Source organism: Enterobacter sp. UPMP2061, assembly GCF_053709615.1.
The window spans coordinates 375,435-397,312 of the sequence record NZ_JBSKJP010000001.1 but is presented as its reverse complement, the minus strand read 5'-3'; the positions used below and the strand labels follow the sequence as shown (position 1 = coordinate 397,312).

The 21,878-nt window shown below is 54.2% G+C and carries 24 protein-coding genes; 19 read left to right on the top strand and 5 right to left on the bottom strand.

Going from position 1 to position 21,878, the window contains the following annotated elements; translation table 11 throughout:
- Positions 1-40: 40 nt before the first annotated feature.
- The 4 genes from gltJ (at position 41) to rihA (ending at position 3,242) form a co-directional block, all read left to right on the top strand.
- Positions 41-781, top strand: coding sequence for a glutamate/aspartate ABC transporter permease GltJ (gene gltJ, locus ACWKXX_RS01905; protein WP_015571133.1), 741 nt, complete (start codon positions 41-43; stop codon positions 779-781).
- Positions 782-1,456 (top strand): glutamate/aspartate ABC transporter permease GltK, encoded by a 675-nt coding sequence (gene gltK / locus ACWKXX_RS01900; RefSeq protein WP_003858686.1) that lies wholly within the window; start codon positions 782-784, stop codon positions 1,454-1,456. It abuts the gene before it with no gap.
- Positions 1,456-2,181 carry an amino acid ABC transporter ATP-binding protein gene (locus ACWKXX_RS01895; protein WP_017382465.1) on the top strand — a complete coding sequence of 242 codons (726 nt, stop codon included), beginning with the start codon at positions 1,456-1,458 and terminating at the stop codon, positions 2,179-2,181. The genes gltK and ACWKXX_RS01895 overlap by 1 nt, the downstream gene beginning before the upstream one ends.
- Before the next feature lie 119 nt (positions 2,182-2,300).
- Entirely contained in the window at positions 2,301-3,242 is a 942-nt protein-coding gene (gene rihA, locus ACWKXX_RS01890; protein ID WP_023296115.1) for a pyrimidine-specific ribonucleoside hydrolase RihA, read from the top strand.
- 56 nt (positions 3,243-3,298) lie between these two features.
- On the opposite strand, the gene ACWKXX_RS01885 is transcribed toward rihA, so the two are convergent.
- Positions 3,299-3,781 (bottom strand): zinc ribbon-containing protein, encoded by a 483-nt coding sequence (locus tag ACWKXX_RS01885; protein ID WP_003858689.1) that lies wholly within the window; start codon positions 3,779-3,781, stop codon positions 3,299-3,301.
- Between the two features lie 214 nt (positions 3,782-3,995).
- Here ACWKXX_RS01885 and leuS point away from each other — a divergent pair, with 214 nt between their 5' ends.
- The 14 genes from leuS to lipA all read left to right on the top strand — a co-directional run bounded on the left by leuS (position 3,996) and on the right by lipA (position 18,952).
- Positions 3,996-6,578, top strand: coding sequence for a leucine--tRNA ligase (gene leuS / locus ACWKXX_RS01880; protein ID WP_261666370.1), 2,583 nt, complete (start codon positions 3,996-3,998; stop codon positions 6,576-6,578).
- A gap of 14 nt (positions 6,579-6,592) precedes the next feature.
- The gene (lptE, locus tag ACWKXX_RS01875; RefSeq protein WP_006809628.1) at positions 6,593-7,162 is read left to right on the top strand and encodes an LPS assembly lipoprotein LptE; all 570 of its coding nucleotides are present in this window, start codon (positions 6,593-6,595) and stop codon (positions 7,160-7,162) included.
- Positions 7,162-8,193 (top strand): DNA polymerase III subunit delta, encoded by a 1,032-nt coding sequence (holA, locus tag ACWKXX_RS01870; protein WP_015571137.1) that lies wholly within the window; start codon positions 7,162-7,164, stop codon positions 8,191-8,193. The genes lptE and holA overlap by 1 nt, the downstream gene beginning before the upstream one ends.
- A complete protein-coding gene (gene nadD, locus ACWKXX_RS01865; protein WP_003858694.1) occupies positions 8,186-8,851 on the top strand; it encodes a nicotinate-nucleotide adenylyltransferase in 666 nt (221 codons plus the stop codon). The genes holA and nadD overlap by 8 nt, the downstream gene beginning before the upstream one ends.
- A gap of 268 nt (positions 8,852-9,119) precedes the next feature.
- Entirely contained in the window at positions 9,120-9,437 is a 318-nt protein-coding gene (gene rsfS, locus ACWKXX_RS01860) for a ribosome silencing factor (RefSeq protein ID WP_003858696.1), read from the top strand.
- 3 nt (positions 9,438-9,440) lie between these two features.
- The gene (rlmH, locus tag ACWKXX_RS01855; RefSeq protein ID WP_003858701.1) at positions 9,441-9,908 is read left to right on the top strand and encodes a 23S rRNA (pseudouridine(1915)-N(3))-methyltransferase RlmH; all 468 of its coding nucleotides are present in this window, start codon (positions 9,441-9,443) and stop codon (positions 9,906-9,908) included.
- Positions 9,909-9,936: 28 nt separating this feature from the next.
- Complete coding sequence (gene mrdA / locus ACWKXX_RS01850; protein WP_284329778.1) at positions 9,937-11,838, top strand: peptidoglycan DD-transpeptidase MrdA; 1,902 nt, start codon at positions 9,937-9,939, stop codon at positions 11,836-11,838.
- A gap of 2 nt (positions 11,839-11,840) precedes the next feature.
- Positions 11,841-12,953: a peptidoglycan glycosyltransferase MrdB gene (gene mrdB, locus ACWKXX_RS01845; protein WP_015571139.1), complete on the top strand. Its 1,113-nt coding sequence runs from the start codon at positions 11,841-11,843 to the stop codon at positions 12,951-12,953.
- Positions 12,954-12,969: 16 nt separating this feature from the next.
- On the top strand, positions 12,970-14,076 hold the full coding sequence (rlpA, locus tag ACWKXX_RS01840; protein ID WP_261666371.1) for an endolytic peptidoglycan transglycosylase RlpA: 1,107 nt from the start codon (positions 12,970-12,972) through the stop codon (positions 14,074-14,076).
- A gap of 139 nt (positions 14,077-14,215) precedes the next feature.
- Positions 14,216-15,427, top strand: a complete 1,212-nt coding sequence (dacA, locus tag ACWKXX_RS01835) for a D-alanyl-D-alanine carboxypeptidase DacA (protein WP_003858714.1) — start codon at positions 14,216-14,218, stop codon at positions 15,425-15,427.
- A gap of 107 nt (positions 15,428-15,534) precedes the next feature.
- Positions 15,535-15,798: a DUF493 family protein YbeD gene (gene ybeD, locus ACWKXX_RS01830; protein ID WP_003858718.1), complete on the top strand. Its 264-nt coding sequence runs from the start codon at positions 15,535-15,537 to the stop codon at positions 15,796-15,798.
- A gap of 94 nt (positions 15,799-15,892) precedes the next feature.
- A complete protein-coding gene (gene lipB, locus ACWKXX_RS01825) occupies positions 15,893-16,534 on the top strand; it encodes a lipoyl(octanoyl) transferase LipB (RefSeq protein WP_017382471.1) in 642 nt (213 codons plus the stop codon).
- A gap of 291 nt (positions 16,535-16,825) precedes the next feature.
- Complete coding sequence (locus ACWKXX_RS01820; RefSeq protein WP_017694314.1) at positions 16,826-17,779, top strand: YbeF family transcriptional regulator; 954 nt, start codon at positions 16,826-16,828, stop codon at positions 17,777-17,779.
- A gap of 207 nt (positions 17,780-17,986) precedes the next feature.
- Positions 17,987-18,952: a lipoyl synthase gene (gene lipA / locus ACWKXX_RS01815; RefSeq protein ID WP_006809637.1), complete on the top strand. Its 966-nt coding sequence runs from the start codon at positions 17,987-17,989 to the stop codon at positions 18,950-18,952.
- An 80-nt stretch (positions 18,953-19,032) separates the two neighbouring features.
- Here the strand turns inward: lipA and tatE are convergent, their stop codons facing one another.
- Both tatE and ACWKXX_RS01805 read right to left on the bottom strand, forming a co-directional pair.
- On the bottom strand, positions 19,033-19,236 hold the full coding sequence (gene tatE / locus ACWKXX_RS01810; protein ID WP_003858723.1) for a twin-arginine translocase subunit TatE: 204 nt from the start codon (positions 19,234-19,236) through the stop codon (positions 19,033-19,035).
- A 125-nt stretch (positions 19,237-19,361) separates the two neighbouring features.
- Entirely contained in the window at positions 19,362-20,150 is a 789-nt protein-coding gene (locus tag ACWKXX_RS01805) for a deaminated glutathione amidase (RefSeq protein WP_032103123.1), read from the bottom strand.
- A gap of 67 nt (positions 20,151-20,217) precedes the next feature.
- Here ACWKXX_RS01805 and crcB point away from each other — a divergent pair, with 67 nt between their 5' ends.
- Complete coding sequence (gene crcB, locus ACWKXX_RS01800; RefSeq protein ID WP_017382474.1) at positions 20,218-20,601, top strand: fluoride efflux transporter CrcB; 384 nt, start codon at positions 20,218-20,220, stop codon at positions 20,599-20,601.
- A 219-nt stretch (positions 20,602-20,820) separates the two neighbouring features.
- Here crcB and cspE read toward each other — a convergent pair whose 3' ends face one another.
- Together cspE and pagP are read right to left on the bottom strand one after the other, a co-directional pair.
- Positions 20,821-21,030, bottom strand: a complete 210-nt coding sequence (gene cspE, locus ACWKXX_RS01795; RefSeq protein ID WP_002439184.1) for a transcription antiterminator/RNA stability regulator CspE — start codon at positions 21,028-21,030, stop codon at positions 20,821-20,823.
- A 190-nt stretch (positions 21,031-21,220) separates the two neighbouring features.
- Complete coding sequence (pagP, locus tag ACWKXX_RS01790) at positions 21,221-21,796, bottom strand: lipid IV(A) palmitoyltransferase PagP (protein ID WP_261666372.1); 576 nt, start codon at positions 21,794-21,796, stop codon at positions 21,221-21,223.
- Positions 21,797-21,878: the final 82 nt, after the last annotated feature.

Sequence of the window (21,878 nt, the reverse complement as noted above, 5' to 3'; positions counted from 1 at the left end):
CGAGGGTAGCGCTGCTACCCTTTTTTTTCTGGAGTTTACTATGTCAATTGACTGGAACTGGGGCATCTTTCTGCAACAAGCCCCGTTCGGCAACACCACCTATCTCGGCTGGCTGTGGAGCGGCTTTCAGGTTACCGTTGCGTTATCGATAACGGCGTGGATTATCGCGTTTCTTGTCGGTTCGCTGTTCGGTATTCTGCGTACCGTCCCTAACCGTTTTCTCTCTTCGATTGGCACGCTCTATGTGGAACTGTTCCGTAACGTTCCGCTGATCGTGCAGTTCTTTACCTGGTATCTGGTGATCCCGGAACTGCTGCCGGAAGATCTCGGCATGTGGTTTAAGGCCGAGCTGGATCCTAACGTACAATTTTTTGTCTCCTCTATGCTGTGTCTGGGGCTGTTCACCGCTGCGCGCGTCTGCGAGCAGGTACGTGCCGCCATACAGTCACTGCCGCGCGGGCAAAAGAATGCGGCACTGGCAATGGGCCTGACTCTGCCCCAGGCCTACCGTTACGTACTGCTGCCTAACGCTTACCGCGTCATCGTTCCGCCGATGACGTCCGAGATGATGAACCTGGTAAAAAACTCGGCTATCGCCTCAACCATCGGTCTGGTGGATATGGCGGCACAGGCGGGCAAACTGCTGGATTACTCCGCTCACGCCTGGGAATCCTTCACGGCGATCACGCTCGCCTATGTTCTGATTAACGCTTTCATCATGCTGGTGATGAACCTGGTTGAACGCAAAGTACGCCTGCCGGGCAATCTGGGGGGCAAATAAATGTACGATTTTGACTGGAGTTCCATTGTTCCCTCCATGCCCTATCTGCTGGATGGACTGGCAATCACCTTAAAGATCACCGTTATCGCCATTATCGTCGGTATTGTCTGGGGCACCCTGCTGGCAGTGATGCGCCTGTCGAGCTTTAAGCCGCTCGCCTGGTTTGCCACGGCTTACGTTAACGTATTCCGCTCCATTCCACTGGTCATGGTGCTGCTGTGGTTTTATCTGATTGTTCCCGGCTTTTTACAGAACGTACTGGGACTGTCGCCAAAGACCGATATCCGCCTGATCTCTGCCATGGTGGCGTTTTCCATGTTTGAAGCCGCCTACTACTCAGAGATCATCCGCGCAGGTATTCAGAGTATCTCTCGCGGGCAGTCCAGCGCTGCGCTGGCGCTCGGTATGACGCACTGGCAGTCCATGAAGCTCATTATTTTGCCGCAGGCGTTTCGCGCCATGGTTCCGCTGCTGCTGACGCAGGGCATCGTCCTGTTCCAGGATACCTCCCTGGTCTACGTGCTGAGTCTGGCAGACTTCTTCCGTACCGCCTCCACCATTGGCGAACGTGACGGAACGCAGGTTGAGATGATCCTCTTCGCGGGCGGGGTCTATTTTGTGATTAGTTTAAGCGCATCGCTGTTGGTCAGCTGGCTGAAGAAAAGGACGGTATAATGATTTCCCTGAAAAATGTTTCTAAATGGTATGGGCACTTTCAGGTGCTGACCGACTGCTCAACGGAAGTGAAAAAAGGCGATGTGGTGGTGGTATGCGGCCCGTCCGGTTCCGGTAAGTCGACGCTTATCAAAACCGTTAATGGGCTGGAACCTGTCCAGCAGGGCGAGATTGTCGTTAACGGTACCAAAGTAAATGACCGCAAAACCAACCTTGCCCAGCTTCGCTCTCACGTAGGGATGGTGTTCCAGCATTTTGAGCTGTTCCCTCACCTGTCCATCATTGAGAACCTGACGCTGGCGCAGGTCAAAGTGCTGAAGCGCGACAAAAAAGCGGCGCGCGAAAAGGGGCTGAAGCTGCTGGAACGCGTCGGGCTGTCTGCGCATGCGAATAAGTTCCCGGCCCAGCTTTCGGGCGGCCAACAGCAGCGTGTGGCAATCGCGCGTGCGCTGTGCATGGATCCGGTGGCAATGCTGTTTGATGAGCCGACGTCCGCGCTCGACCCTGAGATGATCAACGAAGTGCTGGACGTCATGGTGGAGCTGGCGCACGAAGGGATGACCATGATGGTGGTGACGCACGAAATGGGCTTCGCCCGTAAAGTGGCCAACCGCGTGATCTTCATGGATGAAGGGAAAATTGTTGAAGACTCACCAAAAGAAGAGTTCTTCGCAAATCCTAAATCTGAACGTGCAAAAGACTTCCTCGCCAAAATCCTGCATTAATCTTTTTAGTGCGCAATCTGCGGATTGCGCACTGCTTCACGCTTTAGATCTCTTTTTCTATTCGGCGTCACATCGCAGCGTTAACCTTGTCACAAATAATGCTGAGAATGGAGAACGCTATGGCACAGCCAATTATTCTCGACTGCGATCCGGGTCATGATGACGCGATCGCACTCGTCCTTGCTCTTGCTTCCCCTGAACTGGACGTAAAAGCTGTCACCTCCTCCGCCGGGAACCAGACGCCGGATAAAACCTTGCGAAACGTGTTGCGCATGTTGACGCTGCTGAAACGCACCGATATTCCGGTCGCAGGTGGCGCCGTTAAGCCACTGATGCGCGAGCTGATCATTGCGGATAATGTTCACGGTGAGAGTGGGCTGGATGGCCCGGCGCTACCGGAGCCGAATTTCGCACCGCAAAACTGCACTGCCGTCGAGCTCATGGCGAAGGTGCTGCGTGAGAGCGCAGAGCCCGTGACGCTGGTGGCGACCGGCCCGCAGACCAACGTTGCGCTGCTGCTGAACAGCCATCCTGAACTGCACAGCAACATCGCCCGTATCGTCATCATGGGCGGGGCAATGGGGCTGGGGAACTGGACGCCAGCAGCAGAGTTCAACATCTTCGTTGACCCGGAAGCCGCGGAAATCGTCTTCCAGTCGGGCCTGCCGATTGTGATGGCGGGGCTGGACGTGACGCATCGGGCACAGATTATGACAGACGATATTGAACGCTTCCGCGCCGTGGGCAACCCGGTTGCAACGACCGTGGCCGAGCTGCTCGACTTCTTTATGGAGTATCACAAAGCCGAGAAGTGGGGCTTCCACGGCGCCCCGCTGCATGACCCATGCACCATCGCCTGGCTGCTGAAGCCGGAAATGTTTACCACGGTCGAGCGTTGGGTTGGTGTGGAAACACAGGGGAAATATACCCAGGGAATGACGGTGGTGGACTATTACTCGCTGACGGGAAACAAGCCGAATACCACGGTAATGGTGGATATCGATCGGGAAGCGTTTGTGGATTTGCTGGCGGAGCGGCTGCCTTATTATTCTGCGGCCTGATGCCCTCACCCCGCCCCTCTCCCACAGGGAGAGGGTGCAAACAGTTTTGCTTTTACCTACGGCTCAAATGGCCGACGCTGGAACTGGTCGTGCCCGCACTTCGGACACAGCGACAGCACCTCCGGCGTATAAACGGCGATATGGTGGTGGCACTTCTCACACACCAGGTTCCCCAACCCCACTACTTCGCCGCTGTGATAGACACCGTGGTGGTTTAAATCCTGAAACACCTCACGCCATTCCAGCTGAGTTTTATCGGTAATATCCGCCAGCTCCTGCCACAGGCTCTCTTTGATGACCCGCATAAAAACGCTGTCGGCGATCTCGTCCTGGCTCTCTTCATAGCTTCGCGCGAACTCCTCCAGGTCACGGCGCACGGCGCGCGTCACCTCTTCCACTTCGGTTCGCGTTAACTCACCCGTTTGCGTCACGCGTGCGCGTGCCTGTTCGACCAGCGCGTCGATATCACGCTCGCCGTTACGCAGCCGTTCCGTCAGAGTCGCTACCAGTTCACGGTAAAATTGAGCAACCTTGTTCATCATTTTGCCTCCCGGGTAAGTAACTGTCTCTAATAATAGACCTTATTTCGCCGCCGCTTTGTCAGGTGAAGCACAGACCCGGTAAATTCCTGCAAAGTGCATTTGCGTGAAAGGCTGTTTTGACGCGGGCGTTTGGGCTATGCTATGCGGATCTGAATTACCACATCCATTGGCTACATTTGTAGCTGTATTGAACACAGGACCACTGGCTGCCATGCAAGAGCAATACCGCCCGGAAGAGATAGAATCAAAAGTCCAGCAACACTGGGACGAGAAGCGCACCTTTGAAGTAACCGAAGACGAGAGCAAAGAGAAGTATTACTGCCTGTCGATGCTTCCCTATCCTTCTGGTCGACTACACATGGGCCACGTGCGTAACTACACCATCGGAGACGTGATTGCGCGCTACCAGCGTATGCTGGGCAAAAACGTTCTTCAGCCTATCGGCTGGGATGCGTTCGGCCTGCCTGCTGAAGGCGCGGCGGTGAAAAACAACACGGCACCGGCTCCGTGGACGTACGACAACATTGCGTACATGAAAAACCAGCTGAAAATGCTGGGCTTTGGCTATGACTGGAGTCGCGAGCTGGCAACCTGTACCCCGGAATACTACCGCTGGGAGCAGAAATTCTTTACCGAGCTGTATAAAAAAGGCCTGGTGTACAAGAAGACCTCTGCCGTTAACTGGTGCCCGAATGACCAGACCGTTCTCGCGAACGAACAGGTTATCGACGGCTGCTGCTGGCGCTGCGACACCAAAGTAGAGCGTAAAGAGATCCCGCAGTGGTTTATCAAAATCACCGCCTACGCTGACGAACTGCTGAACGATCTGGATAATCTGGACCACTGGCCAGATACCGTTAAGACCATGCAGCGCAACTGGATCGGCCGTTCCGAAGGTGTGGAAATTACCTTCAACGTTGAGAACTACGACCAGACCCTGACCGTCTATACCACCCGTCCGGACACCTTCATGGGCGCGACCTACCTGGCCGTGGCCGCAGGTCACCCGCTGGCGCAGAAAGCGGCAGAAAACAATCCGGAACTGGCGACCTTCATCGACGAATGCCGCAATACTAAAGTGGCCGAAGCCGACATGGCGACGATGGAGAAAAAAGGCGTTGATACCGGCTTTAAAGCCATTCACCCGCTGACGGGCGAAGCGATCCCTGTCTGGGCAGCCAACTTCGTACTGATGGAATACGGCACAGGCGCAGTGATGGCCGTGCCGGGTCACGACCAGCGCGACTACGAATTTGCCACCAAATACGGCCTGACCATCAAGCCTGTTATTCTTGCCGCTGACGGCTCTGAGCCCGATCTCTCTGAGCAAGCGCTGACTGAAAAAGGCACCCTGTTTAACTCCGGTGAGTTCAGCGGCCTGAGCTTCGAAGAAGGCTTCAACGCCATCGCCGACAAGCTGGCCTCCCTGGGCGTGGGCGAGCGTAAAGTGAACTACCGTCTGCGCGACTGGGGCGTTTCCCGTCAGCGTTACTGGGGTGCGCCAATCCCAATGGTGACTCTGGAAGATGGCACCGTGATGCCAACGCCGGAAGATCAGCTGCCGGTGATCCTGCCGGAAGACGTGGTCATGGACGGCATCACCAGCCCGATCAAAGCCGATCCTGAGTGGGCGAAAACCACCGTCAACGGTCAGCCAGCGCTGCGTGAAACCGACACCTTCGACACCTTTATGGAATCCTCCTGGTACTATGCGCGCTACACCTGCCCGCAGTACAAAGAAGGCATGCTGGATTCCGATGCAGCAAACTACTGGCTGCCGGTAGACATCTACATCGGTGGCATTGAACACGCCATCATGCACCTGCTCTACTTCCGCTTCTTCCACAAACTGATGCGTGACGCAGGCCTCGTCAACTCCGACGAGCCGGCAAAACAGCTGCTGTGTCAGGGTATGGTGCTGGCAGATGCGTTCTACTACGTTGGCGCGAACGGCGAGCGTAACTGGGTTTCTCCGGTTGATGCGATTGTGGAGCGCGACGAGAAAGGCCGTATCGTGAAGGCGAAAGACGCCGAAGGTCATGAACTGGTGTATACCGGCATGAGCAAGATGTCCAAGTCGAAAAATAACGGTATCGACCCGCAGGTAATGGTTGAGCGTTACGGCGCTGACACCGTGCGTCTGTTCATGATGTTCGCCTCCCCGGCAGATATGACGCTGGAATGGCAGGAATCCGGCGTTGAAGGGGCAAACCGCTTCCTGAAACGCGTCTGGAAACTGGTGTACGAGCACACCTCTCAGGGTGATGCGCCAGCGCTGAACGTGGCTGCACTGAGCGAAGATCAGCAGGCGCTGCGTCGTGATGTTCATAAAACCATTGCGAAAGTCACCGATGATATTGGTCGTCGTCAGACCTTCAATACCGCAATTGCGGCTATTATGGAACTGATGAACAAGCTGGCGAAAGCCCCGCAGGACGGCGAGCAGGATCGCGCCTTAATGCGTGAAGCGCTGCTGGCGGTCGTTCGCATGCTTAACCCGTTCACGCCGCACGTTAGCTTCACCCTGTGGCAGGAGCTGAAAGGCGAAGGCGATATCGACAACGCGCCGTGGCCAGTGGCGGATGAATCCGCTATGGTGGAAAACACCACGCTGGTGGTGGTGCAGGTTAACGGTAAAGTGCGCGGTAAAATTACCGTCGCGGTCGACGCAACCGAAGAACAGGTTCGCGAGCGCGCAAGCCAGGAGCATCTGGTCGCGAAATACCTTGAGGGCTTTACCGTACGTAAAGTGATCTACGTACCTGGTAAACTGCTGAATCTGGTCGTTGGCTAAGCGCGGGAGGAAACGTGCGACAACTGGCAACAATACTCTTATCTCTGGCGGTGCTGGTCACCGCTGGCTGCGGCTGGCACCTGCGCAACACCACGGCAGTGCCTGCTCAGATGAAAACAATGATCTTCGACTCATCCGATCCGAACGGACCGCTGAGCCGGGCCATTCGTAACCAGCTGCGTTTGAACGATGTTGAGCTGATCGAGAAGGGAACCCTGCGTCAGGATGTTCCTTCGCTTCGCGTCCTGAAATCAACGCTGTCACAAGATACGGCCTCGATCTTCCAGGATGGGCGGACGGCGGAATATCAGATGGTGCTTACCGTTGATGCGGCCGTCTTGATGCCAGGTAAAGATATTTACCCTATCAATACCAAAGTCTACCGCTCGTTCTTCGATAACCCGCAGACGGCGCTGGCAAAAGACGCCGAACAGCAGATTATCATCAAAGAGATGTACGATAAGGCCGCGGAACAGCTGATCCGCAGACTGCCTGCCATTGCCGCGTCGACGAAAAAAGGCGCTGACGTCATCGAAACACCGGATGCCAGCACGCCGGATATGCCAACGTCTCTGGGTAACTGATGATCAGGTTGTATCCTGAACAACTCCGCGCGCAGCTCAACGAAGGGCTGCGCGCGGCCTATCTGCTACTCGGCAATGACCCCCTGTTACTTCAGGAAAGCCTTGATGCGGTTCGCCATGCGGCAGCCGCGCAGGGTTTCGATGAGCATCATACGTTCCAGATCGATAACAGTACCGACTGGAACGCTATCTTCTCGCTTTGTCAGGCCATGAGCCTGTTTGCCTCTCGTCAGACAATCCAGATCCTGCTGCCAGAGAATGGACCTAACGCTGCTATCAATGAACAGCTGGCCATGCTGGTAAGTTTGTTACACGACGATCTGCTGCTTATCGTACGCGGCAACAAACTCACAAAAGCGCAGGAAAACGCGGCCTGGTTTACCCGGCTAGCCCCCAGTGCGGTGCTGGTCACCTGCCAGACGCCAGAGCAGGCGCATCTGCCAAAATGGGTTGCCGCGCGAGCAAAGCAGCACAATTTGCAGCTGGATGAGGCCGCCAGTCAGCTCCTGTGCTACTGCTACGAAGGCAACCTTCTGGCACTGGCGCAGGCGCTGGACAGGCTCGCCCTGCTGTGGCCCGATGGTAAGCTGACGCTGCCGCGCGTGGAACAGGCGGTGAATGATGCCGCGCACTTTACCCCCTTCCACTGGGTTGATGCGCTGCTGTCGGCGAAAAGTAAGCGTGCCCTGCACATCCTGCAACAGCTGCGCCTGGAAGGGAGTGAGCCGGTCATCCTGCTCCGTACGCTCCAGCGCGAATTACTGCTGCTGAACAACCTTAAACGCCAGTCAGCACACACGCCCCTGCGCGCCTTATTCGACAAACATCGCGTCTGGCAAAACCGTCGGGCGATGACCACGGAGGCGATAAACCGCCTGAGCCAGGAGCAGTTGCGTCAGGCAGTACAACTTCTGATGCGCGCCGAACTGACGTTAAAACAGGATTACGGCCAGTCTGTCTGGGCGGAGCTGGAGAGCCTCTCTTTGCTGCTCTGCCATAAGGCGCTGGCAGACGTATTTATCGATGGGTGATATGCATTCTTTACAGGCAATGTATGGCGGGACCTTCGACCCGGTACACTATGGGCATCTTAAGCCGGTAGAAATCCTCGCGAATTTGATTGGGTTGCAGCGGGTAATCATCATGCCCAACAATGTTCCGCCGCACCGTCCTCAGCCAGAAGCAACCAGCGAGCAGCGTAAAGCGATGCTCGCGCTGGCTATCGCCGATAAGCCTCTCTTCACGCTGGATGAGCGTGAACTGCGCAGGGATACCCCTTCCTGGACATCGCAAACGCTGCGGGAGTGGCGCGCTGAGCAAGGGCCCATGAAACCGCTGGCGTTTATTATCGGCCAGGATTCCTTGCTCAACTTTCCCAGCTGGTACCAGTACGAAACCATTCTGGAAAACAGTCATCTGCTGGTCTGCCGCCGTCCGGGCTACCCGCTGACCATGCGCGACGCACAGCATCAGCAGTGGCTTGACGCGCATCTGACGGACAATATAGAAGACCTGCACAGTCTCCCCGCCGGGAAAATTTATCTCGCTGAAACGCCGTGGTTTGATATTTCCGCAACCCTCATCCGCGAGCGTCTCCAGCAGGGTTTAGACTGTGACGATCTCCTCCCCTCGCCCGTGCTGGCCTATATCCACGCACACGGTCTGTATCAGAAAAGTACAGATGTCTGAGCATCGCCGGCGAAATTGTCCGTTAATGATTATCCTGCCTTGACAGGCTAAGCCATACTGATATCCTCCGCTGCCAGACTTTCCCGCCGATCGCTGCTTTACAGAAATTGTTTTACAAAAATGGCGATGCAATATCAGGCGGAGGGTGGGATGATACCCGCCTTCAAAAGCCGGGCGGTGACATTTGTCCCGCGACTGGCGTCAGTTCAGGTATACTGACTGACCACGAATTCATAGTTGTACAATCTCATTCACCCAGGGGGAAAACTTGCAGGGTAAAGCACTCCAGGATTTTGTTATCGACAAAATTGATGACCTGAAAGGTCAGGACATCATCGCTATCGACGTTAAGGGTAAATCCAGCATCACCGACTGCATGATCATCTGCACCGGGACCTCAACTCGTCACGTTGTTTCGATTGCTGACCATGTTGTTCAGGAATCGCGCGCGGCAGGGCTGCTTCCGCTGGGCGTTGAAGGTGAAGCGACCGCTGACTGGGTGGTTGTCGATCTCGGCGATGTGATTGTCCACGTCATGCAGGAAGAGAGCCGTCGCCTGTATGAGCTGGAAAAACTCTGGGGTTAATGCGTGAAGTTGCAACTGGTCGCCGTCGGCACCAAAATGCCGGACTGGGTACAAACCGGTTTTACTGAGTATCTGCGTCGTTTTCCAAAAGATATGCCGTTCGAACTGGTGGAGATCCCAGCAGGAAAGCGCGGCAAGAACGCAGATATCAAACGTATTCTCGATAAAGAGGGAGAACTGATGCTGGCTGCCGCAGGCAAAAACCGCATCGTGACCCTCGATATTCCGGGCAAACCCTGGGATACGCCGCAGCTGGCGCACGAACTGGAGCGCTGGAAGCAGGATGGTCGGGACGTCAGTCTGTTGATTGGCGGACCAGAGGGGTTATCTCCCGCCTGCAAAGCGGCAGCAGAACAAAGTTGGTCACTCTCGGCGCTGACGCTGCCCCACCCGCTTGTACGGGTTCTCGTGGCAGAAAGTTTGTATCGCGCATGGAGCATCACTACCAACCACCCTTATCACCGCGAGTAATGACTGACCAGGGTAATTTAAGCAGCGGATGAAACTACAGAATTCTTTTCGCGACTATACGGCTGAGTCCGCGCTGTTTGTGCGCCGGGCGCTGGTCGCCTTTACGGGGATTTTGCTGCTTACCGGCGTGCTGATCGCCAACCTCTATAATCTGCAAATTGTCCGCTATACCGATTACCAGACCCGCTCAAACGAAAACCGTATCAAGCTGGTGCCCATCGCGCCCAGCCGCGGCATTATCTACGATCGTAACGGCACGCCGCTGGCGCTTAATCGCACCATCTACCAGATAGAGATGATGCCCGAGAAAGTGGATAACGTGCAGGATACCCTGAACGCGCTGAGAAGCGTTGTCGACCTGACTGATGACGATATCGCTGCGTTCAAAAAAGAGCGCGCACGTTCTCACCGCTTCACCTCCATTCCGGTAAAAACCAACCTGACGGAAGTGCAGGTCGCCCGTTTTGCCGTTAACCAGTACCGTTTCCCCGGTGTGGAAGTCAAAGGCTATAAACGCCGCTACTATCCTTACGGCTCCGCGCTGACGCACGTCATTGGTTACGTCTCCAAAATCAACGATAAAGACGTCGAACGCCTTGATAAAGACGGCAAGCTGGCTAACTACGCCGCCACCCATGATATTGGCAAGCTGGGGATCGAACGTTATTACGAAGACGTGCTGCACGGTCAGACCGGGTATGAAGAGGTTGAAGTTAACAACCGTGGCCGCGTGATCCGTCAGCTGAAAGAGGTTCCCCCCCAGGCGGGGCATGACGTCTATCTGACGCTCGACCTGAAGCTACAGCAGTATATCGAGACGCTGCTGGCGGGTAGCCGTGCCGCGGTTATTGTGACCGACCCGCGTACCGGCGGCATTCTGGCGATGGTTTCGATGCCAAGCTACGATCCGAACCTGTTCGTGGATGGCATCTCCAGCAAGGATTACTCCGGCCTGCTCAACGATCCAAACACGCCGCTGGTGAATCGCGCGACGCAGGGGGTTTATCCTCCAGCTTCAACGGTTAAACCGTATGTCGCCGTGTCTGCGCTAAGCGCGGGCGTCATCACCCGTAATACCAGTCTGTTTGACCCCGGCTGGTGGCAGTTGCCTGGCTCTGAGAAACGCTACCGCGACTGGAAAAAATGGGGCCACGGCCATCTGAACGTGACCAAATCACTGGAGGAGTCGGCGGATACCTTCTTCTATCAGGTCGCCTACGACATGGGTATTGACCGTCTGTCTGAATGGATGAGCAAATTCGGCTACGGGCATTACACCGGCATAGATTTGGCGGAAGAGCGTTCCGGCAACATGCCAACCCGCGAATGGAAGCTGAAGCGCTTTAAAAAACCCTGGTATCAGGGTGACACCATTCCGGTAGGGATCGGCCAGGGCTACTGGACGGCAACGCCGCTGCAAATGAACAAGGCGATGATGATCCTCATTAACGATGGCGTTGTGAAAGTGCCGCACCTGCTGCAAAGCACCGTTGAAGACGGCAAAAAAGTGCCGTGGATACAGCCGCACGAGCCGCCGGTGGGTGACATTCATTCCGGGTACTGGGAAATCGCGAAAGACGGCATGTACGGTGTAGCCAACCGCCCTAACGGGACGGCGCACAAATATTTCGCTAGCGCACCGTATAAGGTAGCCGCGAAATCAGGTACGGCTCAGGTCTTCGGTCTGAAAGCGAATGAAACCTATAACGCACATAAAATTGCCGAACGTCTGCGTGACCACAAGCTCATGACGGCGTTTGCCCCTTATGATAACCCGCAGGTTGCGGTGGCGATGATTCTGGAGAACGGCGGCGCAGGCCCGGCGGTGGGTACCATCATGCGTCAAATCCTCGACCACATCATGCTGGGTGACAACAACACCGAACTGCCAGCTGAAAACCCGGCAGCCGCTGCGGCGGAGGACCAATAATCATGACGGATAATCCGAATAAAAAATCGCTGTGGGACAAGATCCACATCGACCCTGCCATGCTGCTGATCCTGCTGGCTCTGCTGGTCTATAGCGCCCTCGTTATCTGGAGCGCCAGCGGCCAGGATATCGGCATGATGGAGCGTAAAATCGGCCAGATCGCCATGGGTCTGGTCATTATGGTGGTGATGGCGCAAATACCGCCACGCGTGTACGAGGGCTGGGCACCCTATCTCTATATTTTTTGTATCATTTTGTTGGTGGCAGTAGATGCTTTCGGCGCCATCTCGAAGGGGGCGCAACGCTGGCTGGATCTGGGGATTGTCCGCTTCCAGCCGTCGGAAATCGCCAAAATCGCCGTCCCGCTGATGGTGGCGCGCTTTATTAACCGCGACGTCTGCCCGCCGTCGTTGAAAAATACCGCCATTGCGCTGGTGCTGATTTTCCTGCCGACGCTGCTCGTGGCCGCACAGCCGGACCTTGGTACTTCAATTCTTATCGCCCTCTCCGGCCTGTTCGTCCTGTTCCTGTCCGGCCTGAGCTGGCGTCTGATCGGTATCGCCGTGGTGCTGGTTGCCGCGTTTATCCCTATCCTCTGGTTCTTCCTGATGCATGATTACCAGCGTCAGCGCGTTATGATGCTGCTCGATCCCGAGACCGATCCGCTGGGCGCAGGCTATCATATTATTCAGTCGAAGATTGCGATTGGCTCCGGCGGCCTGCGTGGTAAAGGCTGGCTGCACGGTACGCAGTCGCAGCTCGAATTTTTACCGGAACGCCACACCGACTTTATCTTTGCCGTTCTGGCTGAGGAGTTAGGGCTGGTTGGCATCCTGGTGCTGCTTGCACTCTACGTGCTGCTGATCATGCGAGGTTTGTGGATCGCCGCGCGCGCGCAAACCACCTTTGGTCGCGTGATGGCAGGCGGATTAATGTTGATTTTGTTCGTTTATGTCTTCGTAAATATTGGTATGGTGAGTGGTATTCTGCCGGTTGTTGGCGTACCGCTGCCGCTGGTGAGTTACGGGGGCTCGGCACTGATCGTGTTGATGGCCGGGTTTGGTATCGTCATGTCGATCCATACCCACAGGAAAATGTTGTCCAAAAGCGTATAAAAATAAGGGGATCGCAATGCGTAAGCAGTGGCTGGGGATCTGCATCGCAGCAAGTTTACTTGCCGCCTGTACAAGTGATGATGGTCAGCAACAGGCAACCGTCGCGCCGCCGCAGCCTGCGGTCTGTAATGGCCCGATTGTTGAGATTAGCGGTGCCGATCCCATTTATGAACCGCTGAACGCCAGCGTGAATCAGGATTATCAGCGCGACGGTAAAAGCTATAAAATCGTTCAGGATCCTTCCCGTTTCAGCCAGGCTGGCTTTGCTGCCATCTATGATGCTGAGCCCGGCAGCAATCTGACCGCGTCGGGTGAAACCTTCGATCCGATGCAGATCACGGCGGCACACCCGACGTTGCCTGTCCCGAGCTATGCACGCATCACTAACCTGGCGAATGGCCGAATGATCGTGGTGCGTATCAACGATCGCGGTCCTTACGGCACCGATCGCGTGATCTCCCTGTCCCGCGCGGCGGCCGACCGTCTGAACACCTCAAACAATACTAAAGTGCGTATCGACCCGATTATCGTGGCGCAGGATGGTTCACTGTCTGGCCCGGGCACGGCCTGTACCACGGTCGCGAAACAGACCTATGCCCTGCCCGCTCGCCCGGATCTGAGCGGTGGTATGGGGGGCGCTTCAACGCCGGCAGAGCCCGCACAGCCGCAGGGTGAAGTGCGTGCTATCAGCAACGATACGCTGCAAAGTGAAGACGCGACCGGCGCCCCGGTGAAAAGCAGTGGTTTCCTTGGCGCACCCACCACGTTAGCGCCGGGCGTGATTGAATCAAATGAACCTGCCCCAGCGCCTGCGCCCGTCGTTGCTGCACCCGCTACACAACCCGCCCCGGTAACCGCGCCTGCTGCTACGCAGACTGCGGCGCCTGCGACTGCGAGCGGCAGCTACATGGTTCAGGTTGGTGCCGTCAGCGATCGGACCCGTGCAGAGCAATATCAGCAGCGTTTAAGCAAGCAGTTTGGCGTGCCAGGCCGCGTTGAGCAAAACGGTGCGGTATGGCGTATCCAGATGGGTCCGTTTGCCAGTAAATCGCAGGCAGCATCCCTGCAACAGCGTTTGCAGAGCGAGGCGCAGCTCCAGTCGTTTATCGCTGTTGCAAAATAATTAATCGGTGGTATCCGAAATGTCAGTTTGTGTAAACCACGTTAACACTCTCATGATGAAAGTCGGATGCCTGCCCGTATAGCATTTGCTATAGTAAGGCACTTTTTTTAATTCCATCACGGATGTCGTAGTTCTGACCATGAAGACCACTTTTTCTGCTCGTTTTGTGCAGCGCATGGCGCTGACCACGGCCCTTTGCGCTGCTGCGTTCTCCGCAGCTCACGCGGACGACCTGAACATCAAGACCATGATCCCTGGCGTTCCGCAGATCGACGCGGAATCCTACATCCTGATTGATTACAACTCCGGCAAAGTTCTGGCAGAACAGAACGCCGATGCCCGCCGCGATCCGGCCAGCCTGACCAAAATGATGACCAGCTATGTTATCGGCCAGGCCATGAAAGCAGGCAAATTCAAAGAAACCGACCTGGTGACCATCGGTAACGATGCGTGGGCAACCGGCAACCCGGTGTTCAAAGGTTCATCGCTGATGTTCCTGAAGCCAGGCATGCAGGTTCCGGTCTCTCAGCTTATCCGTGGCATCAACTTGCAGTCCGGTAACGACGCCTGCGTGGCCATGGCCGATTTTGCAGCGGGCAGCCAGGACGCGTTTGTGGGCCTGATGAACAGCTACGTCTCCGCCCTGGGCCTGAAAAACAGCCACTTCCAGACCGTTCACGGCCTGGACGCCGAGGGTCAGTACAGCTCCGCGCGTGACATGGCGCTGATCGGTCAGGCGCTGATCCGCGATGTGCCAAACGAGTACTCTATCTACAAAGAGAAAGAGTTCACCTTCAACGGCATTCGTCAGACCAACCGTAACGGCCTGCTGTGGGACAACAGCCTGAACGTCGACGGCATCAAAACTGGCCACACCGATAAAGCCGGCTATAACCTGGTGGCCTCCGCCACTGAAGGCCAGATGCGTCTGATCTCTGCCGTGATGGGGGGACGTACGTTTAAAGGCCGCGAAACGGAAAGCAAAAAGCTGCTGACCTGGGGCTTCCGCTTCTTCGAAACCGTGAACCCGCTGAAAGCCGGTAAAGAATTTGCCTCTGAACCTGTCTGGTTTGGCGATAACGATCGCGCTTCCCTGGGCGTGGACAAAGATCTCTATCTGACGATCCCACGCGGTCGTATGAAAGATCTGAAAGCCAGCTACGTGCTGAATACCACCGAGCTGCACGCCCCGCTGCAAAAGAATCAGGTCGTGGGTACGATTAACTTCCAGCTGGATGGCAAAACCATCGATCAGCGCCCGCTGGTGGTGCTGGAGGAAATTCCTGAAGGCAATTTCTTCGGCAAAATCATTGATTACATTAAGCTGATGTTCCATCACTGGTTTGGTTAAAAATCGAACACTTGAAAGTGTGATTTTGATCCCCATATACTACGTATCAGTAAAACTCCCGCCCCGTGGCGGGAGTTATTATTTTTTATACACACGCCGGAGCTGACATGAAAACCAAACTTAACGAACTGCTTGAATTCCCTACCCCTTTTACTTACAAAGTAATGGGTCTGGCGAAACCTGAGCTGGTTGATCAGGTGGTTGAAGTGGTACAGCGCCATGCGCCGGGTGACTACTCTCCATCAGTCAAACCGAGCAGCAAAGGTAACTACCACTCGGTCTCAATCACCATCACTGCGACACACATTGAGCAGGTTGAGACGCTGTACGAAGAGCTCGGCAATATCGAAATTGTTCGTATGGTGCTGTAGTCCCTCAGCGGTTACCCGGTTTGCCGGGTAACCCACTTCCCCGCTGTGATATACTCCCCGTTACCTATTCTCCCTTGTCTTCGGAGACGTCCTTTTGTACCAGGATAAAATTCTTGTCCGCCATCTTGGGCTACAGCCTTACGAGCCAGTCTCTCAGGCTATGCATGACTTTACCGATATGCGCGATGACACCACCCCTGATGAAATCTGGCTGGTTGAACACTTGCCGGTGTTTACTCAAGGCCAGGCAGGAAAAGCCGAACATTTGTTGATGACGGGTGATATCCCGGTGATCCAGAGCGATCGCGGTGGACAGGTAACCTACCACGGCCCGGGCCAGCAGGTAATGTATGTCCTGCTTAACCTGAAACGCAGAAAGCTGGGCGTGCGTGAGCTCGTGACCTTACTGGAACAAACCGTGGTGAACACGCTCGCTGAGTACGGTATCGATGCTCACCCTCGCGCCGATGCCCCGGGCGTCTACGTGGGAGAGATGAAGATCTGTTCGCTGGGGCTGCGTATCCGTAAAGGTTGCTCGTTCCACGGGCTGGCGCTGAATATCAATATGGATCTGACTCCTTTCCAGCGCATCAACCCATGCGGGTATGCCGGTATGGAAATGACGCAAATGCGCCAGTGGGTCGATACCGCCACCCCTGAGAATATCCGCCCCGTGCTTCTGAAGAAGTTTTTAGCGCTGCTTAACAATCCTGACTACGAATATATTGCTGCTTAACACACTTCCGGCAGTGGTTCGGTTATTTGACCAGCCACTGCTTAATTGCCGCATTTACGCTTTACAATAAACCGCATATTCTATATTTTCGAGTCGCCCATATATTAGCGTCCCATATTAATTAGAACCTTAATAGTACCATCACCGGGTATCGTGTAACGTGCGTGATAATCACCCAACTGCTTGTTTTCGATAAACAAGGGAAGCTTACGAAACACTTTACGAATCTCTGCAAGCATAATAAATAAATTCAACTATCATTCATATTGTGAATGGATACGGAGTAAGAGCGTGGAGCCTACTAATTTACCAGCCAAACGCCTGAATGAAACCAGCGGCGAAGATAAGCCGCAAATTTTCCGGACTTTACGTAATATTGATCTCAATTTATTGACTATTTTTGAGGCGGTATATGTCCACAAAGGTATCGTTAATGCTGCGAAAATTCTTAATCTCACGCCCTCTGCTATTAGCCAGTCAATTCAAAAATTGCGCGCGATATTTCCCGATCCCTTATTTATTCGTAAAGGCCAGGGCGTAACCCCCACCGCGTACGCCACCCATCTGCATGAGTACATCAGCCAGGGTCTTGAATCGATTCTGGGCGCGCTGGATCTCACCGGCAGTTACGATAAGCAACGAACCATCACCATAGGCACCTCTCCCTCTGTGGGCGTTCTGGTCATGCCCGCTATTTACCAGGCTGTTAAACAGCATGCGCCACAGCTGCTGATCCGCAACGTGCCCGTTAACGATCCGGAAACTCAGCTGGCACAATTCCAGACGGACTTGATCATCGACAGCAACAGCTTCGCGGCCAGGGCATTAGGGCATAACGTTCTCTATACCGACTCTCTGGCGCTCGTGTGTCGTCAGAATCATCCTGCATTGGGCGCAGCTTTGACGCCTGAAAATTTGCGTCATTACGAACATGCAACCTTTATGTCCGAGGGACAGGGTCCGGATCCGCTGCGCCAGCGTATTGACGAACTGTTCCCGGACCGTCTGATCAGCTTCAGCAGTTACAATATGTTTACCCTCGCGGCCCTGATTGGCAGCAGCGATTTGCTCTGTATTATGCCTGTGCGTCTCTTCACTCTGCTTCAAAAGTGCTGGCCGCTGGAGAGCATTCCATTGAGTCAACTTACGACGGAATCTGTTGAAATCTCACTGCATTACAACAAGCTAAGCCTGCGCGATCCGGTGCTGGAAAACGTCATTAACGTGATCCGCCAGGCGTTCTGATCCCGCCTTTCAGCACAAGCCCCTGCCGCAAGCGGGGCAAAAGGCACAAAACAACAACTATTTTACAAATTGGCGACCTGGCAGGCTGCTTTATCGCCCCTTTAAATGATATACTGCCTGTCGTTCGTTCAAAAATAGTTGATAATTACAACATTCCCTTGAATTGAAACGCTTTCCTTCGATATTCGCAACTGGAACACGCACGCTATGAGTAAACCCATTGTGATGGAACGCGGTGTTAAATACCGCGATGCCGATAAAATGGCCCTTATCCCGGTTAAAAACGTGGCTACAGAGCGCGAGGCGCTGTTAAGAAAACCGGAATGGATGAAAATCAAACTTCCGGCCGACTCTTCGCGTATCCAGGGGATCAAAGCGGCGATGCGCAAAAATGGCCTTCACTCTGTCTGTGAAGAGGCCTCCTGCCCTAACCTTGCTGAATGTTTCAATCACGGTACCGCGACATTTATGATTCTGGGTGCCATCTGCACCCGCCGCTGTCCGTTCTGTGACGTTGCCCATGGCCGTCCTGTTGCGCCTGACGCAAACGAACCGCAAAAACTGGCGCAGACGATTGCCGATATGGCGCTGCGTTATGTTGTTATCACCTCCGTTGACCGTGACGATCTGCGCGATGGCGGTGCTCAGCATTTTGCTGACTGTATTACCGCCATCCGCGAAAAAAGCCCGAACATTAAGATTGAGACGCTGGTGCCGGACTTCCGTGGCCGTATGGATCGCGCGCTCGATATCCTGACCGCGACGCCACCAGACGTATTCAACCACAACCTGGAGAACGTACCGCGTATCTACCGTCAGGTACGTCCCGGTGCAGACTACAACTGGTCGCTGAAGCTGCTGGAGCGCTTTAAAGAAGCCCATCCGCATATTCCAACCAAGTCCGGCCTGATGGTCGGCCTGGGTGAAACCAACGCTGAGATCATTGAAGTGATGCGCGATCTGCGCCGCCACGGCGTCACCATGCTGACGCTGGGCCAGTACCTCCAGCCAAGCCGTCACCACCTGCCTGTACAGCGTTACGTGAGCCCGGATGAGTTCGATGAAATGAAAGCCGAAGCGATGGCGATGGGCTTTACCCATGCCGCGTGCGGTCCGTTTGTTCGCTCCTCTTATCACGCCGATATGCAGGCGAAGGGCGAAGAAGTGAAATAAAGCTGTAAAATTTATTTACAGTAAAACAAAAAACCGGCCTCGTGAGCCGGTTTTTTTATGCAAGCCTTGCAGCATTGCCATTACTCTTTGTGTGAAAGCTTCTGTGCAGTGATGTCATCTTCGGCGCTTTTCTTTGCTGCCGCGTCGTCATCGTTCATTGCTTTCTTAAAGCCCTTAATGGCAGCACCCAGGTCTCCACCCAGCGTGCGTAACTTCTTGGTACCGAACAGCAGGACGACCAGTGCGGCAACCACCAGCAGTTTGGTAATACTAATCTCACCCATAAATACCTTCTTTACATGAAACAGGCTGCATTCCGCCAAAAAACCTGAACGTATTAACGGTCATTTGGCGCGTGCACACAATAGCAATCTGTAACAAGGTGAATCAAGCATTGTTGAAAAAAACATCACATTAATTGCGGTGGCGCAAACCTGCGGTTGCGCAGAACAGGTAATTGCTGACGCGCAAGCGCTATTCGGGCGGAAATTATCTCCGTCAGCAATAACGCAGGCGTCTCCGCTGCTGCCGCAACCGTCACCCCCAGCGGATCGACAACCCTGCTCTGCCCGATATTTTTGTTACCACATTCACCCGCGGCTACCACGTAACAGGTGGTATCCAGCGCACGTGCTGCCAGCAGCGTCGCCCAGTGATGCTCCTTAAGCGGTCCTTTGACCCACGCGGCAGGCAGAACCAGCACCTCGGCCCCCTGCAATGCCAGGTTCAGCGCCAGCTCGGGAAAACGGATATCGTAGCAGGTCATCAGGCCAATCTTAAAACCCTCGACCTCAATCAGCGGCGGAATTACACTCCCCGGATCGACCAGGCGCGACTCCTGAACGCTGAACGCATCATACAGATGAAGTTTGGCGTAGCTCGCGACGATGGCACCCTCACGTATCGCCACCAGCGTGTTTACCGCGCGCCCCGGCGAGGACGGAATATGGACCGTCAAGATGGTGGTGAGCGTGTTGCCAACGCTTTCGGCCAGCAGTCGTTTCAGAAACGCCCCTTCCAGCGTTTGCGCAGACTTTACCGACAGGTCTGGATCGCCATCATCACGGGCCAGTAACGCCTCGGGAAGTACCAGCAACGACGCCCCCTTTTGCTTCGCCTGATGCATCAGGGAGACGCATTTTTCCGCGTTTTCATTCCAGTCCGGCGTCACCGCGAACTGCCCTACTGCAACATACATAATTGTCTCCCGGTTAAAAACAGCGTTACACTCGATGCACTTACACAGCAAATAGCAGGTATTGACAGTGTTACAACTACTTATAGCCGTTTTTATTGGTGGAGGCACGGGTAGCGTTGCGCGGTGGCTCTTAAGCATGCGGTTTAACCCCCTGCATCAGGCCATTCCGATGGGGACACTGGCGGCAAATCTGATCGGGGCGTTTATTATTGGGATGGGGCTGGCCTGGTTTAATCGCATGACCAACATCGACCCTATGTGGAAGGTTCTGATTACAACTGGTTTCTGCGGCGGCTTAACAACGTTTTCTACCTTCTCTGCGGAGGTGGTGTTTCTGTTTCAGGAAGGCCGGATGGGCTGGGCGCTGACGAACATTGCCGTTAACATGCTTGGCTCGTTTGCGATGACTGCGATCGCATTCTGGTTATTTTCCTCCGCCAGCGGACATTAAGCACGGCAACCTTAATGTTGGCTTAATTTTTCTCTGTCACTCTTGGCTCAATATTGAACGAGGGTGATAGCATGAAAGAAAATCTCTTAGGCGCAGGTATGGTATTGCTAAGCGTCGCGATCGTCGCCAGCTTCCTGAAGATCTATCTTATTGGTTGATTCAGAACGAAAAAAACCCGCTCATTGAGCGGGTTTTGAAATTCTTGCTGACGCGTCTGAATTACAGAGCGATTACGTTAGCAGCAGAAGGGCCTTTGGCACCGTTAGTGATTTCGAACTCTACGCGCTGACCTTCAGCCAGAGTTTTGAAACCATTAGACTGGATTGCAGAGAAGTGTACGAACACGTCTTTGCTGCCATCTTCAGGAGTAATGAAACCGAATCCTTTGGACTCATTAAACCACTTAACGTTACCTTTAATCTTAGACATCAAAATTACCTTTACATTAAAAAACGACACAAATGCTGTGTCGGGTATCAGTACAACAATTGTGAGGCGTTTTGTCCAGCGGATCTTTGATAAAAAGTGACAAAAGTCGCGTTAATTTTCGCTGTTCGATTTTTATCCTTTACATTTCAATGTCTGTGCGTTTTTTGGCCGATTTAGCAGAAAAATTCAGTTAAAACTGAAACCGCATCCAGGCAAAGTAAACGTTACCGTTGTTATAGGTACCCGGTATGTAGGTCATCTGAAACGTTGCCGGACCATAGCCGATGGAGGCAAGCGGCAGCAGTACCGGAACAGGAATGTATTTCCAGTTATCACGCGCCGTGAACCCTGCCGTATAGCCCAGCCCCAGACGGAAGTTGTCGTCTGATAACGGACGCCAGGTTTTTTCCCAGCCGTAGCCACCAATAGGCTCCCATTTATTGTAGGAGTCCTTAAACGCCATCAGGTACAGGCCATGCCAGTTACCTTTTTCATCCCAGCGAGACTGACCGAAGCCGGCCCCCCACGGACGCTCGTTATAACGTTCAGTTTTTTCTTTATCGTAGGCAAAACGTGCATGCCACGTAATGGCCGGAATATAGAGATCGTAATGCTCAGGTTCATTCCATGTTTGCGCCACGTTATCCGTGAAGGTGGTGAACCAGCCTTTATCCGCTGTATTGCTGTCTGCATTAACCGCAGACGCAAACGATAACTGCCCAATAATAAACAACAAAATCAGGGGGAATTTAATTCGTACAATCACAATGCCATTACCATATTTAGTATTCGGTGCAGACCTTAACACAGAATACTTGAATGAACGCTTAACAGCATGGGTGTTATTC